Here is a 22,643-nt window from a genome sequence, read left to right on the forward strand (position 1 = left end):
GGAAAGCTTGGCGCCTTGATAATCTGTTGGCTGGGGATGCGGCCGCCCCGCTATGACAGATCAAGCGCGTTCTGTAGGCAGACAGCAGTGTCCCGCTTATGTTGAAAGGCTTGGGGGCCTGAATCAGGCCAACACCACGCTACTGGTGCGTGGGGCCCGGGATGAAGGCCCTGTCTCTACCGATTTTGCGGAGATGAGGACGCTCAGCAGTATGTTTACACCTCTCACGTCTGCGCTCGCGGGGCGTTCAGGTCAGGTCGACGAGCTTGCACGATGCAGGCACCGACTGATCGCAACGGACGTGCCTTTTTCCATCGCCGAGAGACCGGAGATTCTGCAAAATTGCGATGTGGCGACGCTGTTTCGCTGGGGCGACCTGATTGGAGACTTCTCGGGCTTCGACCTCGAGAACGCGACGCAGCTGAGGCTGGAGCACGGGGGGTCGCGGTTGAGTGCTTACTCGTTGAGGCATCGTGAAATTCATGATCGTTGCTCAATTCTGGCGGAGGAGATGATACGGAGGATCGGGCTGGAGGGCTGGCTGGAGGCGGGGAAGATCGCGCCGCTGGCCTATTGCGCCGATGAACTGTTCAAGTTCATGGCGAAGGTCGCCGCGGTCCAGGCCATTATGGCGGATCCCGTTTTCGACCAGATCGTCCTTGTCCAGGGCCGTTCATGCCGGGTTCTGGACGTGGTCCTGCGGCTGCAGGCGGCGGAGGGGAAAAGCGTCTGGCTGACGTGGGCCGACACGCGACCGGCCGGGCAGGACGCCAACCAGCGGGGTCTGGTCGCATTGCTCCGCAATCATGCCGGACACACGTCGGATTTTCGAAAGAGATTGAGAAGAACAGGCGAGCCTTCCGCGCATCACTCCGCAAAGTCCGCCCCGCAATTATGGGACCGTCTTGCGTCCACCGCCCGAGCCCGGGAAACCGAAACGCCATGCTCGCAGCCAGGGGAAGACGGGGTTCTGGTGCTTGCGCCCGCCTCCCGATCGGTGAGAGCCCTTATCGATCCCATTGTTCAGCGGCTCTCCCAGGACTGGTCCGTGGACGCCGGCCTGCAGACCTCGCCTCCACGTCGCTGGTCAGGCTCGCTGCGGACGCACGTCTTTTCATCGCCCGGCAAGCGTGAGCTTTCGGACTATTCGGAGTTCCACCACAGCCTTCTCGGAGCCCGGGCGGCCGAGATTTCCAGCCTGTTTCAACTGGCGGAAAATCCGCTTGAGACGGCGGCTCTCGATCTCAGAATTCCGACGCTCATAAAGCGGGACCTGCCTCACCTGATCGCCCAGGCGGGTCGTATTGAGGGCATACTCGCTGCGGGCCGGCACAAGGCCCTGATCGCCCTCGGCGCCCGCTCACCCTGGGTTATCTCCGGGATAGAGGCGGCCCGGCGTCTCGGTATTCCCAGCGTCACAGTCGAACTGAACGCCATCACATCGGAGTATCCGAGGTACACCCGCACCCGCAGCGACTACGTCGCGCTCAGCTCCGACTTCGCGGCCGACGACCACGTGCGCCATTTCAGTCTGGACCGTTCCCGCCTTCGGGTCGTGGGCTTGCCGGGACTGGTGAAGGCGCCGCCCCGTCAGCCCGGCGGCGCCTGGCGTGTGATGTTCATCGCCCAGCCGCTCACCGCAGACCTGCTCTGGGCGTCCTGGCGTATGGTCTTGAAGGCGGTCGAGGCCATCGGGCCCGTCCAGCTCATTTTCCGCCGCCACCCGCTGCAGGACCTCTCGGTGGAGAGGCGCGCCGGGCAAATCGCGGAGGAACACGGGATGCCTGTCGCCTTCTCGGATCCGGCGGAGGCGATCACCGGGGTTCTGGAGTCTGTGGATGTGGTTACGGCCTGTTTCAGCACGGTCGCCCTCCAGTCGATCTGGTCCGGCGTGCCCACCGTTATCATCGCCCCTGACGGAGTGCGGCTGCCCCGAATTTTCGACAGTGCAATCGGCATCCCCCAGATGACCTCGGCCGATGAGCTCCACAGTATGCTGCTCAGCCTGCGGGCCCGTGAGGGAGAGGGCTGGCGGCGGGGGCGGCTTTCCCAGGAGCGGGTCAGACAGGCGCTGCGGCCCCTGAACCTCGATGACATCGCCAGTCTGGTGGAAGCGGCGGTGTCCAGAGGTCGCGCGGGCATTCGGGATATTGAAGACCTGAAACGGGTGCCCGTCTATGTCGCCTCGGACGCTGAAGGCCTTCAGGGTTAGGCGTCGCCGCCCGCCATCAGGTGCGCGAAGGCGGCCATGCCCTCGGGGTAGTCGCGCCAGCCGTCGCGGGCCCTGAGGGCGTCCACCCGTTCGGTCAGGTCGTCGGGGCGGAAGCCGTCCGGGAACCACTGGGCCTCACCTTCCACCCGGGCGGCGAGGCGCACGGCGCCGGCGCCGGCGGTGACCGTCTCGCCGGTCAGGGGACAGTCGGGCGCCATGAGCCAGCTGGCCACGGGGGCGACCTTGTCGGGCGACAGGCGCGCGGCCTGTTCGGGCGACAGATATTCGCCGGTCATGCCGGTATCGGCGAAGGGGGCGATGGCGTTGGCGGCGACATTCCGGCCGGCTCCCTCCAGGGCTATGACCCGCATCAGGCCGATCAGACCCGCCTTCGATGCCGAATAGGCGGCCATGCCGTGCACGCCGTGCAGCCCGGCGGTGGAGGTGGAGACCAGGATCCGGCCGCCGCCGTTCTCGCGCATGTGCCGGTAGATGGGCAGGGTGGGCGTCAGGGTTCCGAAGAAATTGACCTCGAAATTGGCGCGGAATTCCTCGGCGGTCTGTTTGTGCAGGGTGGAGGCCTCCGGCGCGCCGGCGTTGTTCAGCAGGCCGTCGATGCGGCCGAAGGCGTCAAGGGCCGCCGCGAGCAGACGCTCGCCGGAATCGGCGTCTTCCACCGCCACGGGCGCGGCCACGGCGCGGCCGCCCATGGCCTCGATCTCCGCCACCACGGCCTCGGCCGAGCCCGGAGCATCTGCGGGACGGGGCCGGGTGTTGACCACCACCCGGGCGCCGCGCGCGGCCAGATCCAGGGCATAGGCGCGGCCAAGGCCCCTGCCCGCCCCGGTGACGACGACGACGCGATCTTTCAGGGCGCTCATGAGGGTGTCCTCTCAGTGTCAGCGGCGCGCGGGCGCGGCCAGGGCAGGAAGCGCGGCGTACGCGCGCAGTAGGCGCTCCACGCCTCGCCCCGGGTACGGGCCATGTGCGCTTCCTTGAACGGGGCGGCCGAAGCGTAGCCCATGAACCAGCCGGTGAAGAGCGGGGCGAAGAGGGTGACCCAGCCCCACGGATGGGCCAGGGCGAAGACGAACCACGCGCTCCACATCACGGTCTCGCCCAGATAGTTGGGATGCCGGACCCAGCCCCAGACGCCGGTGTCCAGCAGACGGCCCCGGTTGGCCGGGTCCGTCTTGAAGGCCGCGAGCTGCCGGTCGGCCAGGGTCTGGAGCGTGAAGCCGACGAGCCAGACGGCGAGGCCCGCGACGGCGAAGCCCCAGCGGACCGGTCCGGACACGCTCGCTGGAACGGTCAGGGCGAAGACGATGGGCGCGGACCACAGCCAGAGGGTCACGCCCTGCAGCAGATGCACCTGAAAGGCGCTCCACCACAGCCAGCGTGGACCATTGCGGGCGCGCCAGTGGGCGTAGGGCTGACGCTCGGCGGCGATGTTGTGGCCCCAGGTCTGGAGGATCAGTCGACCGGCGCCGACCACCAGAAGTCCCATGAGCAGCCATTCCGGCCCGCCTGGCGTGCGGCCTGAAACGGCCAGGGTGAGGACCGCAACGACGACCGCCGCCGCCGGATAGCAGATATCCATGACGCCATGATTCCGCGCCAGGGTTCCCCACAGCCACGCCACGGCCATGACGGCCAGCACGCCGGGTCCGCCCCAGAGAATCCAGGTCTGCAGGCTGATCCGCAGGGCCCCTTCGGACGCCGCAAACGTCAGGGCGATGAAGGCCAGGGGCGCCAGAGCCAGACCGTAATGCCAGGCCCGGCCGCGCGTGCCTGACGGGATCAGCGCCAGCCACAGAACGGCCGTCGCAACCCACACCGCCCCGGCCAAAACGATAGGTGAAACGCCTGACATGCCCGCCTCCAAATCACGCTTGCGTAAAAAGACTTGCAAAACTGGTTCATTAGCGCAAGCTACTCCTGCAACGAGCCCGCAAAGGGCCGCACACATTCGGAGGGAATGTCTTGACCAGCATCATCACGCGCGGTCCGTCATGGCGTCGGCGCCTCGCCGGCGTCTCGACCGCGGCCCTGGCCGTCACGGCCGGACTGGCGGGCCCGGCGCTCGCGCAACAGACGGCGCAGGCTCAGCCAGGCGCCGTCACGCTCGACGAGATCATCATCACGGCCCAACGCCGCGAACAGGGCCTGCAGGAAGTGCCGATCGCCGTCACCGCCTTCAGCCAGGAGATGCTGGAGCGCACCGCGGCCACCGGCCTTCAGGACGTGGCGGGCAAGGCGCCGGGCGTCACCATGACCCAGTTCAACGTGGGCGAGCCGCAGATCTTCGTGCGGGGCGTCGGCACCACCAGCGACTCCGCCGCCAGCGACCCGTCCATCGGCGTGTCCATCGACGAGGTGTCCATCGGCCGTGCGGGCGCCAGCGCCCTGGCCTTCATGGATGTGCAGCGGGTGGAGATCCTGCGCGGACCCCAGGGCACCCTGTACGGCCGCAACGCCTCCGGCGGCGCGCTGAACGTCTATACGAACCGGCCGGATTTTGCGCCCTATGGCCAGCTGACGGCCCGGTACGGCAGCTTCAACGAGATGGGTCTGGAAGGCGTGTTCAACGGCGAGATCGCCGAAGACATGGCCGGGCGGGTCGCCTTCCGCTTCAGCACCAATGACGGCTACGCCGAGAACGTGCTCACCGGCGCGGACCTGCATGGGGGAACGTCCTTCGGCCTGCGGGGACAGATCCTGCGCAACGCCGGAGACTGGACCTTCCTCGCCGGCTTCGACGGCAGCATGGAGGAGATGGACGGTCAGGCGCGCATTCCCGTCACCGTGGCCACCACCCCGGCCCCGTTCGTGGCTGTCATCAACAACCTGCGGGCCGGCCTGAACGTTCGTGAGACCCTGAACCCGGACGCCACCTACCAGAACCGCACCAACTGGGGCCTCACGGGCCGCGCGGAATGGCAGGGCGACAATTTCGGCTTTGTCTCCCTGACGTCCTATCGAGACAACGACTACGACTGGCGTGACAATCTGGGAGGCCTGACCTATCCGGCCTTCCCGCTGCGGGTGGACAACCGGGCCGAAGAGCAGGCCGACCAGTTCAGCCAGGAGTTCCGTTTTGTCTCCGGGCCGGACGCCAACATCAACTGGGTGGCGGGCGCCTACTTCTTCCGTGAGAACGTGACGCGCACCGAGCGCTTCCTGGTGCAGACCGCCCTGCCCATCGCCCCGCCCAATTTCGGCGGCGACACCACCTTCTTCCAGGACGCCACCAACACCAGCTATGCGGTTTTCGGCCAGGCGGCGATCCCGTTCGCCGACATCTGGGAACTGACGCTCGGCGCCCGCTGGACCCGTGACGAGCGCGAGGTGCACCAGGTGGCCATCGACAACGAAGGCGGGCTGAACGCGCCGCCGGGCATCCCGCTGGGTCCGACCGGCTCGCCCTATGACGTCACCGCCAGCACCAGCTTCGACGAGCCCACATGGCGGATCGCCCTGTCGGTGGAGCCCCTGCCGGACGTGCGCTTCTATGCGAGCTATGATCGCGGCTACAAGGCCGGCGCCTACATCAGCGCGGCCCAGACCGGGGCCCAGGCTGTGCAGCCCCTGAACTCAGAGTTGCTGGACAACTACGAGATCGGCGCCAAGACCACGGTGTTCAACGGACGGCTGCGCTTCAACGCCGCGGCGTTCCGGCTGGACTACACCGACTTGCAGGTCAACGAACTGGCCGGGCTGAACCTTGTGGCCTCCAACGCCCAGGCCGAGGTCGAGGGCTTCGAGATCGAGACCGCACTGGCCGTCACGTCCGCCATCACCATCGGGGGGTCGTACACCAGCCTGGACGCCCGGTTCACCTCGGATGCGACCTCGGCGGGGGGCACCCTGCCCTATGAAGGCAATATCCTGCCCCGGTCGCCGGACAGCCAGTACACCCTCTACGCGGACGGCGAGTGGCGGGTGGGGCAAGGCACCCTGGCCACCCGGGTCGATTACCAGTGGACGGACGACTACTTCTTCGACCCCTCCAACAACCCGGAGGTGTTGATCCCGTCCTATGGCCTGCTGAGCGCCTTCGCGTCCTGGGAGTCGGACAGCGGCTACAAGGTCTCGGTCTACGGCAAGAACCTGACCGACGAGGAGTACCGCAATCACGTCATCAAGAACGTGGGCGTCGGCTTCAGCGTGTTCGGGCCGCCGCGCTCGTTCGGGGTCGCCCTGACGCGCACCTTCTGAGCCACGCTCGAGACTGGACAGGGCCGTCGTCGCATCCTGCGACGACGGCCTCGCCTTTTCTCAGGATCCGCCCTCCGGGCCGGATTCCCGCTCCACTTCCCAGCGCACCTGTCGCGGATCGATGGCCCGCCCGGTCGCCCGGTCACAGACCACCGGCGCGAGGATGTCGCCCGTCGCCCTGTCCTTGAGCCGCAGGGGGGGCGCTTCGCCCGGATAAAGCCAGCGTTCACTCCAGCCGTGCATGGCCAGAACGATGGGATACATGTCGCGCCCGGCCTCGGTCAGGCGGTACTCGTAGCGCACCGGCGCATCCTGATAGGGCTTGCGCTCCAGCACGCCGTGCAGGACCAGCCGCGACAGCCGGTCCGCCAGAATGTTGGTGGCGACGCCCAGGGCGGCGTGGATTTCATCAAAGCGGCGCAGACGGAAATAGGCGGCCGACAGCACCGCCCAGCTCCAGTAGTCGCCCATGATGTCGGTGGAGCGGTCGATGATGGGGCGGTCTGTCTCGATGGGCTGCGAGCGGCGGCGGCGCGAGGTCGGCGGCGCGATGGGCGTCATGGGGGCCGTGACCGCCCAGACCACATTGTCGATCCCCGCCGGGGTCCCGTGCTCCCGACCCAGCACCACCGGCTCCAGGCGGTCCCCGCTGTGGCGGTCATAGAAGCGCAGGGCGTAGCGCTCCTGCAGGGGCGAGCGGGCCCATTTGCGCTCCCACTGGCCCTGCATCACGGCGACGCCGAACATGTCCCGTCCCATGGCGGTGAGGCGGTACTCCAGCCTCGCGCCGCCTTCGGCCACAGGCTTCGTCTCGAGCATGCCTGCGGTCGTCAGCCGTTGCAGGCGGTCGGCCAGAACGCTGCGCGGCGCGCCCAGCTGGTCCCGCCAGGCGCTGAAGCGGCGCACGCCGTAGAATGCCTCGCGCAGGATCAGCTGGGTCCAGGCGTCGCCGGTGATGGCGAAGGCCCGCGCCACCGGATTGCCCATGATCAGGGCCCGCATGTCCGGCTCGCCCGCACGCTCTTCGCTGGTCGTCATATCTTCCTCTACCCCAATTCGCGGGCGGGTCGAGGTGGACGCCAACGCTTGCGTTAAGCGACCAAATGTCCGAAGGTCTGTTCTGAAAAGTTTCTGGAGGCAATTGCCATGGCCGATGACGCCACCGCCGCGCGCCGTATCGAAACCGGGCCGTTGAGCCCGCTGAACACGCTCAACCCCTATCTGCAGGGCGTTTATGAGCCGGTCTCGAAGGAGACCACGGCCATCGATCTGCCGGTGATCGGGGAAATCCCGCAGGACCTGCACGGCGCCTTCTACCGGAACGGGCCCAATCCGGCCCAGGCGCCGCAGGGCATGCACCACTGGTTCGACGGCGACGGCATGGTCCACGCGGTCTGGTTCGAGAACGGCAAGGCCGAGTATCGCAACCGCTACGTCCGCTCGGCGGACCATGTGGCGGACCTGAACGGCGGGTGCGGCGCGGGCGGGGTGATGGAGCCCTCCACGCGCGCCGATCCGTCGTCCCCAAGGGGCGACAAGGTCTACAAGGACACGGGCAACACCGATCTGGTGCTGCACAACGGCTCGCTGATGGCCCTGTGGTACATCTCGGGCCATCCGGTGCGCATCGACGCCCGGACCCTGGAGACGATCGGGACCGAGACCTTCGGCGGCGCCCTGTCGCGCCACGTGTCGGCCCACTCAAAGGTGGATCCGAAGACCGGCGAGTTCGTGTTCTTCGACTATTCGCTCTACGAGCCCTGGATGACCTTCGGCGTGGTCAGCCCGACCAATGAACTGACCCATTTCGCCCGCATCGAGCTGCCGGGACCGCGCCTGCCCCACGACATGGGGCTGACCGAGAACTACGTCATCCTGCACGACCTGCCGGTGGTGTTCACCGACGGCGGGCTGAAGCGCAGCACCTGGAACATTCATTTCGCCGACCAGCCGGCCCGCTTCGGCGTCGTGCCGCGCAAATGCTCGGGCGATCAGGTCCGCTGGTTCGAGACCGACAGCTGCTACATCTATCACGTGGTCAATGCCTGGGAAGACGGCGACGAGGTGGTCATGACCGCCTGCATGATGACGCCAAACGGCTTTGCGCCAAACCCGGAATACGGCCCCTACGCCGCCATGGTGAACGTGCTGGCCCTGCACGCCGTGCCGGTGGAATGGCGCATGAACATGAAGACCGGCGAGGTGAAGAAGCGCCAGCTGGACGACCGCATCGGCGAGTTCCCGGTGGTCAATCTGGACTACGCCTCGCGGCCCACGAAATGGTCCTATCACGTGGCCATGGCGCCCACCGAGCTGCAGCGGTTCAAGGGCCTGATCAAGTACGATCTGGAGACCGGCGCCGCGCGCACCTGGGACTACCAGCCCTCGCAGTTCGGCTCCGAGCCCGCCTTCGCCCCGCGCGTCGGCGCCACCGGGGAGGACGACGGCTATGTCATCGCCTTCGTGACCGACGAGGCGACCGGCAAGTCCGAGGTGCAGGTGATCGATGCGCAGAACATGGAGGCCGGGCCGGTGGCGCGGGTGATCCTGCCGGTGCGGGTGCCCGCGGGCTTCCACGGCACCTGGGCGCGCGGCGACCAGCTGAAGGCCGCCTGATCCATGAGCGCCTATATCCACGACGCCCTCCGCACGCCCCGCGCAAAGGCCCGCCCCGACGGCGGGCTGGCGGCGCTGAAGCCCCACGAGCTGATCGGCGGACTGATCGACGCCATCGAGACCCGCGGCCATGAGGCGCGCGCCGCCGAGGCCCTGATCGTCGGCTGCGTCGGGCAGGTGGGCGCCCAGGGGGCCAATGTGGCGCTGGTGGCCAAGCTGCACGCCGGCCTGCCGGACGAAACAGCCGCGTGGAGCGTCAATAATTACTGCGTCTCGGGCCTGACCGCCATCGGCCAGGCCGCCGATATGGTCCAGTTGGGCCGCGCCCGCTCGGTGCTGGCGGGCGGGGTCGAGATGATGTCGCGCGTGCCCTTCATGGGCGACCGGGCCGACTATTACGCCGACGCGTCCTTCCCGGCCCGCACCCGCTACCTGCCGGTGGCGGTCGCCGCCGACCGGCTGGCGGAGGACGCGGGCGTGTCTCGCGCCGAGATGGATCAGGCGGCGTTGGTCTCCCAGTCCCGCACGGCGGAGGCCGAGGGCGGCCCGCTGGTCGCGTCGCGCATTTCGCTCAACGGGCTGGACGGCGACGAATGCGCCCGGCCCACGACTCTGGAGAAACTGGCCAGGCTGCCCGCCGCTTTCGCCGAAATGGCCGCGCCCTATGCCGAGGCTCTGGAAGGACGGGCCATCGATCATCGCCACACCGTGGCCCACGCCCCGCCCATGTCCGACGGCGCGGGGCTGGCGCTGGTGTCGTCCGAGGCCGCAGGCGCCAGGGCGCGCATCGTGGCCCATGTGGAGGTCGGGGGCGATCCGGCCGCCTCCCTGACCGCAGGCTTCACCGCCATGGACCGGGTGCTGGAGCGGGCGGGGCTGACCCTGTCGGACATGGACCGCATCGAGTTCATGGAGGCCTTCGCCGTGACCATCGTCACCTTCCTGCGCGAGCGGGACGTGGACCCGGACAAGGTCAATGTGGGCGGCGGCCATCTGGCCAAGGGACACCCCATGGGGGCCACAGGCGCCATCCTGCTGTCCTCGCTGCTGGACGCGCTGGACGCGTGCGAGGGCCGCTATGGTCTGGTGGTCGCGGCGGGCGCGCAAGGGGTGGGCTCGGCCATGATCGTCGAGCGGATGGTCCGCTGATGGACGCCCGTTCGCCCTCCCCGCGCGACGGCGTCGTCGCCCGTCACGCCGAGCTGATCGAAAGCGCGCTGGACGCCATTCGCACCCGCCGCGCCTGGTCACCGTTCAAGGACTCGCCGTCGACGAAGATTCACGGACCGGACAAGCCGGTCGCGGGCAAGGCCGCGTTCGAGGCGCAACTGGGCAAGGCGTTCAAACTCGACCTGCCGGGCGTCATCGACCGGGTCGGGGCCGAGGTCTCGCCCTATACGCAGAAGCCGCTGGGGATCACCTATCCGGTCAGCACGCCAGAGGCGCTGATCGCGGCGGCGCAGGCCGCCATGCCGGAATGGGCCGCCGCCTCGCCGGACCTGCGCGCGGCCCTGTGCGTCGAGATGGCGGTGCGGCTGTACGACGCCAATTTCGAGATGGCGCACAGCGTCATGCACGTGGCGGGGCAAAGCTACACCCAGGCGTTCAGCGGCTCCGGCCCCAATGCGCTGGACCGGGGCATCGAAGCGCTGGCCTATGCGGTCAAGGCCATGCGCGACGTGGCCCCCACCGGCCGCTACGAGCGGGATTTCGCGGGCGAGCGGGTGGTTCTGGACAAGACCTACGCCATCGTCCCCCGCGGCGTCGGTCTGGTCATCTGCTGCGCCAGCTTCCCCACCTGGAACGCCTATCCGGCCATGTTCGCCAGCCTGGCGACGGGCAATCCGGTGATCGTCAAGCCGCACCCCATCGCGGTTCTGCCCATGGCCATCGTGGTGCGCGAATGCCGCCAGGTGCTGGCCGACCACGGCTTTGATCCGAACCTTGTGACCCTGGCTGTGGACACGCTCGAGGCGCCGGTGGCCCAGCATCTGGTGTTCCATCCGGCGGTGCAGATCGTCGACTTCACCGGCAGCCCCCGCTACGGCGGCCATCTGGAGCGCACGGTAACCGGCAAGCTGCTGTTCACCGAAACGGCAGGGGTCAACACCGTGGTGGTGGAGTCCGCTGAGGACATGGACGCGGGCGCCAGCGCCATAGCCCGCGCCTCATGCCTGTTCTCGGCCCAGATGTGCACCAGCCCGCAGGTAATCTATGTACGCCCGGATCTGGCCGATGCGTTTGGACAGGCGCTGGTGGAGCAGATCGACGCGATCGCGGGCGACCCGGCGCTGGCCGCCGGCATCATGGGCGCCATTCAGGGGGAGGTGAGCCTGAAGGCCGTGGCCGATGTGCGCGGCGCCCTCGATCAGCATCCCAGCGCCCGCGTGCTGCGCGAGGCCGCGCCCTACGCTCATCCGCAGTTCCCCGAGGCCCGCACCCTGACGCCGCTGGTGGCAGCCGTGGACGGGTCGGACCCCGCCCTCTACGCCGAGGAGCATTTCGGGCCGGTGTTGTTCGTGGTCCGCATGGACGGCGACGCGGCGGTGGCCGAGGCGACCCGGCTGGCTCGCGAGCACGGCTCCATCTCGTCGTATCTGTATTCCACCGACGAGGCGTTCATCGATCGCGCGGCGCCGCTGTACGAGCAGGCAGGCGCCAATCTGACCGTCAACCTGACCGGCGCCATGTGGATCAATTTCGCGGCGGCCTACAGCGACTATCACGTCTCGGGCCTGAACCCGGCGGGCAACGCCTGCCTGGCCGATCTGGCCTTCGTCGCGTCGCGGTTCCGCATCGTGCAGCGGCGCCGACCGGCGGCATGACCGCAGACGTCTTCATCGCCGGGGTCGGCATGACGGCGCTGGGCAAGCGGCTGGACCAGAGCGTCAAGTCGCTGACCGCCGAGGCCGTGCGCACGGCGCTGGCCGACGCGGGGGCGGACATCGCCCATATCCAGGCCGCCTGGTTCGCCAACACGCGCCAGCCCATGCTGGAGGGCCAGAACACCGTGCGGGGCCAGATCGCCCTGCGTCCGCTGGGCCTGACCGGCATTCCCGTGATCAATGTCGAGAACGCCTGCGCCTCGGGCTCAACCGCCCTGTGGCTGGCCATGCAGTGGCTGCGGGCGGGCGGCGGCGACATCGCGCTGGTGGCGGGGGCCGAAAAGATGGTCTGGCCCGACCGGCCCGAGCGGGTGGCGGCGGCCTTCGCGGGAGGGACCGACATCCACGACCGCGACGGCGTGCTGGCCTACATCCGCGAGATGGGCGGCGAGGAACCGGGCGAAGGCCGAAGCCTGTTCATGGATCTGTACGCCGCCCAGGCCCGCGCCCACATGGCCCGGCATGTCACGACCCAGGCCGACTTCGCCCATGCGGCGGCCAAGAACCACACGGCGGGCGCCCTGAACCCGCTGGCCCAGTACGGCGCCCCCATGACCGTGGATCAGGTGCTGGCCGACAAGCCCATCGTCTTTCCCTTCACCCGCGCCATGTGCGCCCCTGTCAGCGACGGGGCGGCGGCCATGGTGGTGTGCAGCGCGGCGGGGCTGAAGCGGCTGGGCGCCGCCGCCCGGGCCGTGCGGGTTCGGGGCTGCGCCCTCGTCAGCGCGTCCGCGCGCGAGGCGGCGGACATGGACAACCACATCGGCCGCCGCGCGGCGCTCGCGGCGTATGAGCAGGCGGGCGCAGGGCCGGCCGACATCGATACGGTGGAGGTCCACGACGCCACCAGCTACGCCGAAATCCAGCAGATCGAGAACCTTGGCCTGGCCGAGCCGGGGACCGTGGGCGAGCGACTGCGGCGGGGCGACTTCGCCCTGGGCGGACGCACGCCGGTCAACGCCTCGGGCGGTCTGGTGGCCAAGGGCCATCCGGTGGGCGCCACGGGGGTCATCCAGCTTCACGACCTGACCCGCCAGCTGCGCGGCGAGGCCGGGGCCGCCCAGATCGAGGGCGCGCGCATGGCGGCGGCGGAGAACGGCGGCGGCTTTCTGGGCGTCGAGGAGGCGGCCACCGTGGTCACCGTTCTGGAGCGCGCCGCATGAACCCGGTCGGCGTGATCTATGAGCGCGCGCGCGAGCGGGCCGACCGCCCTGCCCTGATCGACGGCGACCGGATCGTCACCCATGGCGAGCTGATCGCGCGGGTGGACGCCCTGGCCGCCGACCTGCATCGCCGGGGGCTGGACCGGGGTCGCCGCATCGGTCTGTGCGCGGCCAACAACTGGCGTCATGTGGTCGCCTATCTGGCCATCCTGCGGGCGGGCGCCGTCTGGATTCCGCTGAACCCCCGCAACGGCCCAGGGCTCAACGCCGATCTGCAGCGCCGCGCCGAGCTGGACATGCTGTTCGTCGATCAGACTTCGCGGGAGCAGATCGCGCCCTGCGCCCGCCGTCTGGAGCTGGAAAGCTGGGTCGACGCGGTGGAGCCGGGGGGCACGCCGCCCGCCATCGACCACGATCCGGACGGCGTCTTCGCCATCAAATTCACCGGCGGCTCCACCGGCAAGCCCAAGGGCGTGGTGCAGAGCCGGCGCAGCGCCATGGCGGCCCTGCGGTCCATGCAGGCCTATTACGGCTTCATCGCCGACGACGTGAACCTGGCGGTCGCGCCCCTGACCCACGGCTCGTCCCACTATGTGCTGCCCGTGCTGGCGGCGGGCGGGGCCCATGTGCTGATGGCCCAGCCGGACCGGGCGGCCATGCTGGACGAGCTGAAGCGCCGGGTGACGGTGGCCTTCATGCCGCCGACCCTGATCTATCTGCTGATGGAGGCGGCCGCCTTCGGGCCGGACGACTTCAAGGCCCTGCGCCACCTGACCTGGTCCGCCGCCCCCATGCCGCCCGCACGCATCGAGCAGGCGATCGCGCGCTTCGGCCCCGTACTGGGCGCCCTGTTCGGCCAGACCGAGGCGCCCATGACCATCGCCGCCCTGACGCCCGAGCAGGTGGCGCGGCCCGAGCTGCGCGGGGCCGCCGGCTATCCCTTCCCCGGCACGCCGGTGCGCGTCCTGACCGCCGACGGCGCGGTGGCGGAACAGGGCGAGGGCGAAATTCTGGTGGGGGGCGATCTGGCCGACACCGCCTATCTGGATGACCCGGACGCCACGGACGAGGCGCGGCTCGACGGCTGGCTCAGGACCGGCGATCTGGGGCGGCTGGAAGCGGACGGCTTGCTGACCATTCTGGGCCGGTCGCGCGAGATGATCATCTCGGGCGGCTACAACATCTACCCCGCCGAGGTGGAGGCCGCCCTGGGCGCCCATCCGGCGGTGCGCGAGGCCTGCGCCTTCGGCGTGGAGGACCCGGTGTGGGGCGAACGGCTGGAGGCCGCCGTGGCCTGGGACCCCGCCCTCGGCGACGAAGCCGCCCTCATCGACCATGTACGCCGGACCATCGGCCCGGTGCGCACCCCCAAGACGCTGCATCCGCTGGCCGCCCTGCCCCGCAATCCGGTGGGCAAGGTGGTGCGGGCGGATGTGAGAACCCTGATCTACCCGGCGCCGCAATGACCGGGAGACAAAACGAGAGACGGAGGAAAACGCCATGATCGTCGTGCCGCAGGACCGCATACGCGCCTATAGGGCCAAGGGCTGGTGGGGAGACGACACGCTCGACGACCTGTTCCGTCGCCATCTGAAAGCCCACCCGGACGCGGAGGCCCTGATCGATCCGTTCAACGCCGCCGACATCATGGGCGGCCAGCCGGAGCGCCTGACCTGGGCCGAGGCGGACGCGGCCATCGACCGGCTGGCGGCGGTGTTTCACGCCCACGGCCTGAAGAAGGACGACGTGCTGGTCGTCCAGCTGCCCAACATCAACGACCTGAGCCTGACCTATCTGGCCGCGGCGCGGCTGGGGGTCATCGTCTCGCCCGCCCCGGTGCAGTACCGCGAGAGCGAGCTGGGCTACATCGTCGGCAAGACCGACGCCGTCGCCGCCCTGACCACCGACCGCATCGGCAAGCACGCTCACGGCGACATGCTGATGACCGTGGCCGGCCGCTCGCCCGGCCTGAAGCATGTGTTCGTCATGGGTGAAACCTGCCCCGCCGGCGCCATCGACCTGGAGCCCCTGCTGGATGCGGTGACGCCGAAGCAGATGAAGGCCGCCCGCGACGCCATGAAGGCGGCGAAGGTCAGCGCCGACGACGTCTTCACCATCTGCTGGACCTCCGGCACCGAGGCCCTGCCCAAGGGCGTGCCGCGCAGCCACAACGAGTGGATTATCATGGGCGCGGGGGTGGTGGACGCCGCCGACCTGGGCCATGGGGCGCGCATCCTGAACCCGTTCCCCATGGTCAATATGGCGGGAATCTCCACCGGCTTCGTCAGCTGGCTGGTGACCGGCGGGGTGCTGATCCAGCACCACCCGTTCGACCTGCAGGTGCTGCTGAAGCAGATGCGCGACGAGACCATCGACTACACGGTCGCCCCGCCCGCCGTGCTGAACCTGCTGCTGCAGAACGAGGCCCTGCTGGCGGGCATCGACTTCGGGCGGCTGAAGGCCATCGGCTCGGGCTCGGCGCCCCTGTCGCCGTGGATGGTCAAGACTTTTCACGAGAAGTACGGCGTCCAGATCGTCAACTATTTCGGCTCCAACGAGGGCTGTTCCTTCCCCAGCGCCTGGCAGGACGTGCCGGACCCGGCCGAGCGCGCGGCCCTGTTCCCGCGCTTCGGCGAGGGCCTGCGCTGGAAGGCGATGCTGCATGACCGCATCTCCACCCGTCTGGTGGACCCGGAGACCGAGGAGGAGATCCGCGAGCCCGGCCGTCCCGGCGAGCTGCGCATGAAGGGGCCGACGGTGTTCTCGGGCTACTGGCGCGCGCCCGAGGTCAACGAGCGGGCGTTCGACGCCGACGGCTGGTTCCGCTCCGGCGACTTGTTCGAGCTGGCGGGCGAGGACAACCGTTTCATCCGCTTCGTGGGCCGGCTGAAGGACATCATCATCCGCGGCGGCATGAACATCTCGTCCGAGGAGATCGAGGGCCATCTGATGGGCCACCCCGCCATCGCCGAGGCCGCGGTGGTCGGCGCGCCCGACGAGCGGCTGGGCGAGCGCCTGTGCGCCTTCGTGGTGTTCCGCCCGGACCAGAGCGCCGACATGGCTGACATCAACCGATACCTGACCGAAGAGAAACAGGTGGCCGTCTACAAACAGATCGAGCGGCTGGAGGTCATCGACGCCCTGCCGCGCAACCCGGTCGGCAAGGTCCTGAAGCGGGACCTGCGCGACCGTCTTGGAGAAACAGCTCAAGCATGAGTTCCGCCTTCCCCCAGTCCATGCGGCTGCCCGTCATCGCCGCGCCCATGTTTCTGGTCTCCGGGCCCGAGCTGGTCATCGCCGCCTGCAAGGCGGGGATCGGCGGCGCGTTCCCGACGCCCAACTGCCGGACGCCCGAGGATCTGGACCGCTGGATGGACCAGATCACAAGCGCCCTTCAGCCCGGCGACGGGCCGTGGATCGCCAATCTGATCACCCACTCCACCAACCCCCGGCTGGCCGACGATCTGGCCATGGTGGCGCGCTACAAGCCGCCCATCGTCATCACCGCCCTGGGGTCGCCCAAGCCGGTGATGGAGACGGTCAAGGGCTACGGCGGGCTGGTCTTCGCCGACGTGGTCAACATGAAGCTGGCGCGAAAGGCCGCCGAGGCGGGCGTGGACGGTCTGGCCTGCATCAGCGCGGGCGCGGGCGGGCACACCGGCCATCTGTCGCCGTTCGCCTTCGTCTCGGCGGTGCGCGAGTTCTTCGACGGCTATCTGACCATCGGCGGCGGCATCGCCGACGGCGCGGGGGTGGCGGGCGCCATCGCGGCGGGGGCGGACATGGTCTACATGGGCACCCGGTTCCTGGCCACGCGCGAGAGCCTGGCCCAGGACGCCTACAAGCAGATGGTCGTGGACTGCGACGCCGACGACCTGATCGTCTCGCCCGCCGTCACCGGCACCGACGCCTCCTGGCTCAAGCCCAGCCTCAAGGCCGCGGGCCTCGACCCTGACGCCATGGGCGGCGCGATCCAGCGCGACTATTCGGGCGGCCAGAGCACCAAGCGCTGGAAGGACATCTGGGCCGCCGGCCAGGGCGTGGGCCGCATCAACGCTGTGGAGTCCACCGCCGAGGTGGTGGCGCGGCTGGAGCGGGAGTACCGCGCGGCGGCCGACCGCTTCATCGGGCTGAACAGCCGGGCGGCGGCGGCGTGAGCGAGCAACCGCCGTCCCTCGCCTCGCGCTTCCAGCTGGACCCGGCCGCCGACGGCCTGGAGCTGGCGCGGCGCTGGGCCGAGGCGCGGTTCGCGGGCGGCTTCGCCGAGCGGCTCCGCGCCTGGCCGGTCGAGGTGGAGCGGGGCCGCATGGTGATCCGCTGCGATCTGGATCCCGGCCACGCCAATTTCGTCGGACTGGTCCACGGCGGGGTGACGGCGGCGCTGGTGGACATCGCCGGAGGCGGGGTGGCCATGACCCTGCTGAAGCCGGGCGAGCACCTGCTGTCCACCGACCTGAGTCTGCGCTTCCTGAACGCCGCCCCCATCGACGCGGATCACCTGATCGCCGAGGCGCGCGCCGCCTATGCCGATCCGCGAAAGGTGGTGGCCGAGGTGACGGTGGCCCTGCCAGACGGTCGCGTGGTGGCCCACGGAACCGCCGCCATCGCGATCCGGCGGCGCGAAACCTAGGGCTGATCGGTTGAGGTGGAATCGCTTCGCGATTCCGCCGATGCCGTGAATCAGGCTCTCGCATTATGCTGGACCGAAATCTGAGCCCAGTTGGACTGCGTCCAACTGGGCCGATTTCGGTCTAGGTCCCGATCACCAGGCTGACGGTGGTGGTGGTGGAGCCGCCGATGTTCAGGGTCTGGACCGTGCGGGCGCCCTCCACCTGATAGGCCCCCGCCGTGCCGGTCGTCTGCCTGAACGCGTCCAGCGCCATGCGCACGCCCGTCGCGCCCACAGGGTGGCCGCAGCCGATCAGGCCGCCGGAAGGATTGATGGGCAGCCGCCCGCCGATCTCGATATCGCCCGCCTCGATGGCCTTCCACGCCTCGCCCGGCGCGGTCAGGCCCAGATGGTCGATGGCCATGTACTCGGTCATGGAAAAGCAATCGTGGGTCTCCACGGCGTCGATGTCGTCCAGCGAGACCCCCGCGCGCGTGCGGGCCTCGTCTATGGCGCGCTTCACCTGCGGGAAGACATAGGCCTCGTCGGCGCTGGCGGCGATCTTGCGGGCGTAGCTGATGGGGGCGTTGCGATGGCCCCAGCCCTTGATGCGCGGAATGGACTCCAGCGCGACGCCGCGACGCCGCGCATAGTCCGCCGCCCGCTCGGCCGAGGCCAGGACGACCATGGCGCCGCCGTCGGTGACCTGGCCGCAGTCGGTCTTGCGCACCCGGCCCTCGATGACCGGATTGGCCTCGTCGTCATCGGCGAAGGCCGCGTCGGGGAACACATACTCCCGTGTCTGGGCGTTGGGGTTCAGTCGGGCGTTGGCGAAATTGATCCGGGCGATGCGCCGCAGGTGCGCGTCGTCGATGCCGTAGCGGCGGTCGTACTCCTCGGTCAGGTCCGAGAAGGCGCGCGGCCAGACATAGCGCGCGTCCTGATATTCGTGCCCCGCCCAGGCCGCCGCGCCCAGATGCTGGGCCGCCGTCTGCCCGGGCACATTGCGCATCAGCTCCAGCCCCAGCACGGCGGCCGTTCCGTAGCGGCCGGACTCGATGTCCGCCATGGCCGCCAGGATCGCCAGCGAGCCGGAAGCGCACGCCCCCTCGTGACGCGAGGCCGGCATGCCGTAGAACCGGTCGTCGGACAGGGCGAAGAAGCCGCCCAGCATGCCCTGACCGGCGAACAGGTCGCCGACGAAATTGCCCACATGGCCCACGTCGATGTCGCCGGGCTCCAGCTCCGTGGCCTCCAGCCCGCCGGTCAGGGTTTCGGCGAACCCGTCGGCGATCTCCATGCCCTCGCGGGCCCAGTTGCGCTTGAAGTCAGACTGCCAGCCGCCGAGAATATAGACCATCGGATCAGTCTCCTGCCGCAACGACGATGACGCCCGCATCGGGCTGGTCGGCGTAGAGGCGCGCCACGTCCCGGCTGCGGTTGTCGATCACCCCGCGCCGGTTGATGCTGCCCTTGTCCGACACCTCGTGGGCGTTGGGGTTCGGCGGCGCGGTGAGGATCACAGCCCGCTCGATACGCATGGAGGCCATGGGGTGGGCCCGGTTGTGCGCCGCCAGCCGCTCGCGCACGGCCTCGCCCAGCCGCCCGGAGGTGATCGCCTCGCCGATCTCCAGCCCCAGCTCGCGCTTGACGCCCTCCGCCGAGGGCCAGGCGAGAATGCCCAGATACGGCCGGTTCTCCTCGCACAGCACCAGTTCGGTGATCAGGGGCGACAGGGCGGTCAGCACCGCCTCGCGCGCCGGGCCGCCATAGACCCAGGTCCCGGTGGACAGCTTGAACTCTTCCGCCAGCCGTCCGGCGAAGGCCAGGCCGCCGGTCACATCGCCCGGGGTGATGAAGGTGGCCAGATCGCCCATGCAGTAGAAGCCCTCGTCGTCGAAGGCCTGGGCGCTGCGCTCCGGGTCGTCCAGATAGCCGCGCGTCACATTGGGCCCCTTGACCCGAACCTCCCAGCGCGTGTCGTCGTGCGGCACCAGCTTGAGGGTCACCGCCGGCAGGGGCAGGCCCAGCCCGACCTTGTCCGTATAGGCGTAGCCCGCCAGAAACCCGGCCGTGGTTTCGGTGGAGCCGTAGGCCGAGGTCATCATGATGCGCTGGCCGGTCTCCTCGACCGCCATCTTCTGGATGCGGTCATAGACGGGCTGGGCCAGGGCCGCGCCGCCGAACAGCATCAGCCGCAGCTCGGAGAAGAAGGTGCGGCGCAGGTCCGCGTCCGCCTCGAGCGCGTCGGCCAGCAGGGCGAACCCCAGCGGCACATTGGCGTAATACTCGACCGGGATTTCCCTGAGGTTGCGCAGGGAGATGTCCAGCAGGCCCGGCAGGGGCTTGCCGTCGTCCACATAGAAGACGCCGCCCGCCAGCAGGGTGGCGCGCAGGACGCTGGCCCCGGCGGTGTGGTGCCAGGGCAGCCAGTTCAGGATGCGCCCGTCCCAGCGCAGGCTCTCGCCCGTAGCCTGGATGCCCTGGGCCGTGTTGGCGGCGAGATTGGCGTAGGACACGGCCACCACCTTGGGCAGGCCGGTGGAGCCGGACGTCAGCAGATAGTTGGCATGGTCATCGGGCCTGAGCGCCTCGAGGCTGGCTTCGACCGCCGGGGTCGCGGGCATGGCGAAGACCTCGGCCATGTCCGCCACATGGGGCGCATCGACTGCTTCAGGCGTCGCGGTGACCACCGTCACCCCGTCCAGATCCAGCGAGGCCAGGGCGGCGGCGACGGGCCGGGCGTCCTCGATCACCAGAACGGCGGGCCGGATGCGGTCCATCACATGGCGCAGCCGTCCCAGATCGCCGCCCAGCATGGCGTAGAGCAGGCTGACCGGAGCAGCCGGAGCCCCCGCCGCCATGGCCCCCAGAGACGCCGCGGCGAAGGCCGGCGAGTTGCCGCCCATGATCATCACCGCGGCGCCGGACGGCAGCTTGCGATCCAGCAGCCACTGGGCGAAGCCGTCGATCTGGTCGGCCAGTTGGCCATAGGTGGTATAGCGCCAGTCCCCGGTCCCGCCTTCCCGCCGCGCCAGGGCGGGCGCCTCGGGCCGCGAGCGCGCCGTCGCACGGATGGCGCGCGGCACGTTCCAGTCGTGATCGGCCAGAGGAATGCGCGAGCGCACCAGCAGCGCGCCGTCCGGGCGCCCGGTCACCTCAAGATCAACCGTCATGAGGCCCGCGTCACGGAAGGGCGGGGCGTCCGTGGTCGGCGACTGGGCGGCCTGTGCGGTCATGGACGTTTCCCTTTTTTATTGGTCTGCTTATGCAACCAAGCTAGCACAGGGGCCCGTGGGCGCAACAATCTGTCGCGCCCGTTCGCCGGGCGATCCCCGCCCCATCACTTGCGTAAGCAGACTATTGAGTCCTATCATCCCCGCACGTCGCGTTCGCGCCCGAGGAGCCGCCCCATGACCGTTCATCAGCTGCCGCCGATCAAGTCGTCGCTGAAGCCGTCCAATCATCCCTATCTGACCGGAGCCTGGACGCCGATCCTGGCTGAGGTGGACGCGGTGGACCTGACGGTGCTCGAGGGCCGCATCCCGGATGACATCGACGGGATCTATGTACGCAACACCGAAAACCAGATCCACCAGCCGCTGGGCCGCTATCACCCCTTCGATGGCGACGGCATGGTCCACGCCATCAGCTTTCACGGCGGCAAGGCGGACTACCGCAACCGCTTCGTGCGCACCCGCTGCTTCCAGGCGGAGCAGGAGGCGGAAGGCTCGCTATGGGGCGGGCTGATGGACCCGCCGGGCACGTCCCTGCGCCCCGGCTTCGGGGCCCACGGGGCCATCAAGGATTCCTCCAGCACCGATGTGGTGGTCCACGCCGGACAGATCCTGTCCACCTTCTATCAGTGCGGCGAGGCTTACCGCCTCGATCCCGAAACCCTGGAGCAATCGGGCGTCGCGCCTTGGGGTCCGCTGGACGGCGTCTCGGCGCACCCCAAGGTGGACGAGGCCACCGGCGAGATGCTGTTCTTCAACTACGGCGTCCATGCGCCCTACATGCACTACGGGGTCGTGGACCGGACCGGGACCCTGGTCCACTACGTGCCCATCGACCTGCCCGGGCCGCGCCTGCCCCACGACATGGCGTTCACCACCAACTACTCGATCCTCAACGACTTCCCGCTGTTCTGGGATCAGGACCTGCTGAAGAAGGGGGTGCACGCCTCGCGCATGCACGAAGGCCTGAAGTCGCGCTTCGGCATCATTCCCCGATATGGCCAGCCGGAGGATATCCGCTGGTTCGAGGCCGATCCCACCTATGTGCTGCACTTCCTGAACGCCTATGAGGACGGCGACGAGATCATTCTGGACGGCTATTTCCAGGAGACGCCCTGCCCCGCGCCGCTGGAGGGCTATCCGAAGGGCATGGGCCACATGATGGCGTTCCTGGACGAGCACAGCTTCCGCCCCCGGCTGCACCGCTGGCGCTTCAACCTGAAGACCGGCGAGACCCGGGAGCATCATCTGGATGACCGGATTGTGGAATTCGGCACGATCAACCAGCGCCGTGGCGGCGTGCCCTACCGGTACGCCTACAGCACCGTGACGAAGCCCGGCTGGTTCCTGTTCACCGGCTTCGTGAAGCACGACCTGGAGACCGGCCGGTCGTGGGAAATCAACCTGCCCGAGGGCGTCTACGCCAGCGAGGCGCCCTTCGTCCCGCGCATTGACGCGAAGGACGAGGACGACGGCTATCTGGTCAGCTTCCTTATCGACGAAAACACCCAGACCTCCCAGTGCGTGCTGATCGACTGCAAGGACTTCGAGGCCGGACCGGTGGTCCGCATCGCCCTGCCCCACAAGATCTCCAGCGGCACCCACTCGGTCTGGGCCGACCGGCGCTTCATCAGGGATGGCCTGCTGCCGCGGTCCTGAGCAGAGACAATCGCCCGGCCCGTGCGGGCCTTCAGGTCATCCGCG

At 69.0% G+C, this 22,643-nt stretch carries 16 protein-coding genes; 11 read left to right on the forward strand and 5 right to left on the reverse strand.

The features are described from left to right. The first annotated feature begins 52 nt into the window (after positions 1-52). The gene (locus ACK4FB_RS02945; protein ID WP_409747680.1) at positions 53-2,212 is read left to right on the forward strand and encodes a hypothetical protein; all 2,160 of its coding nucleotides are present in this window, start codon (positions 53-55) and stop codon (positions 2,210-2,212) included. Here ACK4FB_RS02945 and ACK4FB_RS02950 read toward each other — a convergent pair. Continuing rightward, positions 2,209-3,093 carry an SDR family NAD(P)-dependent oxidoreductase gene (locus tag ACK4FB_RS02950; protein WP_409747682.1) on the reverse strand — a complete coding sequence of 295 codons (885 nt, stop codon included), beginning with the start codon at positions 3,091-3,093 and terminating at the stop codon, positions 2,209-2,211. The two genes, ACK4FB_RS02945 and ACK4FB_RS02950, sit on opposite strands and share 4 nt — an antisense overlap. Then, entirely contained in the window at positions 3,090-4,085 is a 996-nt protein-coding gene (locus tag ACK4FB_RS02955) for a DUF1295 domain-containing protein (protein ID WP_409747684.1), read from the reverse strand. The genes ACK4FB_RS02950 and ACK4FB_RS02955 overlap by 4 nt, the downstream gene beginning before the upstream one ends. 110 nt (positions 4,086-4,195) lie before the next feature. On the opposite strand from ACK4FB_RS02955, the gene ACK4FB_RS02960 reads away from it, so the two are divergent. Next, a complete protein-coding gene (locus tag ACK4FB_RS02960; RefSeq protein ID WP_409747686.1) occupies positions 4,196-6,430 on the forward strand; it encodes a TonB-dependent receptor in 2,235 nt (744 codons plus the stop codon). 60 nt (positions 6,431-6,490) lie between these two features. Here the strand turns inward: ACK4FB_RS02960 and ACK4FB_RS02965 are convergent, their stop codons facing one another. Continuing rightward, positions 6,491-7,468, reverse strand: a complete 978-nt coding sequence (locus ACK4FB_RS02965; RefSeq protein ID WP_409747687.1) for a winged helix-turn-helix transcriptional regulator — start codon at positions 7,466-7,468, stop codon at positions 6,491-6,493. Positions 7,469-7,576: 108 nt separating this feature from the next. Between ACK4FB_RS02965 and ACK4FB_RS02970 the strand changes: the two genes are divergently transcribed. From ACK4FB_RS02970 to ACK4FB_RS03005, 8 genes are read left to right on the forward strand one after another with little or no spacing between them, the layout of a single operon-like run. Next, the gene (locus tag ACK4FB_RS02970) at positions 7,577-9,046 is read left to right on the forward strand and encodes a carotenoid oxygenase family protein (protein ID WP_409747689.1); all 1,470 of its coding nucleotides are present in this window, start codon (positions 7,577-7,579) and stop codon (positions 9,044-9,046) included. Between the two features lie 3 nt (positions 9,047-9,049). After that, positions 9,050-10,195 (forward strand): thiolase family protein, encoded by a 1,146-nt coding sequence (locus tag ACK4FB_RS02975; RefSeq protein WP_409747691.1) that lies wholly within the window; start codon positions 9,050-9,052, stop codon positions 10,193-10,195. Continuing rightward, positions 10,195-11,871, forward strand: a complete 1,677-nt coding sequence (locus ACK4FB_RS02980) for an aldehyde dehydrogenase family protein (RefSeq protein WP_409747693.1) — start codon at positions 10,195-10,197, stop codon at positions 11,869-11,871. The genes ACK4FB_RS02975 and ACK4FB_RS02980 overlap by 1 nt, the downstream gene beginning before the upstream one ends. Next, on the forward strand, positions 11,868-13,094 hold the full coding sequence (locus ACK4FB_RS02985) for a thiolase family protein (RefSeq protein WP_409747695.1): 1,227 nt from the start codon (positions 11,868-11,870) through the stop codon (positions 13,092-13,094). Before ACK4FB_RS02980 ends, ACK4FB_RS02985 begins: the two co-directional genes overlap by 4 nt. Continuing rightward, positions 13,091-14,560, forward strand: coding sequence for a class I adenylate-forming enzyme family protein (locus ACK4FB_RS02990; protein WP_409747697.1), 1,470 nt, complete (start codon positions 13,091-13,093; stop codon positions 14,558-14,560). The genes ACK4FB_RS02985 and ACK4FB_RS02990 overlap by 4 nt, the downstream gene beginning before the upstream one ends. A 34-nt stretch (positions 14,561-14,594) precedes the next feature. Continuing rightward, entirely contained in the window at positions 14,595-16,310 is a 1,716-nt protein-coding gene (locus ACK4FB_RS02995) for an AMP-binding protein (RefSeq protein ID WP_409747699.1), read from the forward strand. Beyond that, positions 16,307-17,251 (forward strand): NAD(P)H-dependent flavin oxidoreductase, encoded by a 945-nt coding sequence (locus ACK4FB_RS03000; protein ID WP_409747701.1) that lies wholly within the window; start codon positions 16,307-16,309, stop codon positions 17,249-17,251. Before ACK4FB_RS02995 ends, ACK4FB_RS03000 begins: the two co-directional genes overlap by 4 nt. Further along, the gene (locus ACK4FB_RS03005; protein WP_409747702.1) at positions 17,248-17,724 is read left to right on the forward strand and encodes a PaaI family thioesterase; all 477 of its coding nucleotides are present in this window, start codon (positions 17,248-17,250) and stop codon (positions 17,722-17,724) included. The genes ACK4FB_RS03000 and ACK4FB_RS03005 overlap by 4 nt, the downstream gene beginning before the upstream one ends. A 121-nt stretch (positions 17,725-17,845) precedes the next feature. Here the strand turns inward: ACK4FB_RS03005 and ACK4FB_RS03010 are convergent, their stop codons facing one another. Together ACK4FB_RS03010 and ACK4FB_RS03015 are read right to left on the reverse strand one after the other, a co-directional pair. After that, a complete protein-coding gene (locus ACK4FB_RS03010) occupies positions 17,846-19,063 on the reverse strand; it encodes an acetyl-CoA acetyltransferase (RefSeq protein WP_409747704.1) in 1,218 nt (405 codons plus the stop codon). 4 nt (positions 19,064-19,067) lie between these two features. Continuing rightward, positions 19,068-20,942, reverse strand: a complete 1,875-nt coding sequence (locus ACK4FB_RS03015; RefSeq protein ID WP_409747706.1) for an AMP-binding protein — start codon at positions 20,940-20,942, stop codon at positions 19,068-19,070. 174 nt (positions 20,943-21,116) lie between these two features. Between ACK4FB_RS03015 and ACK4FB_RS03020 the strand changes: the two genes are divergently transcribed. Next, on the forward strand, positions 21,117-22,598 hold the full coding sequence (locus ACK4FB_RS03020) for a carotenoid oxygenase family protein (RefSeq protein WP_409747708.1): 1,482 nt from the start codon (positions 21,117-21,119) through the stop codon (positions 22,596-22,598). Positions 22,599-22,643: the final 45 nt, after the last annotated feature.

It is taken from the genome of Brevundimonas sp., assembly GCF_046299535.1.
GTDB lineage: Bacteria > Pseudomonadota > Alphaproteobacteria > Caulobacterales > Caulobacteraceae > Brevundimonas.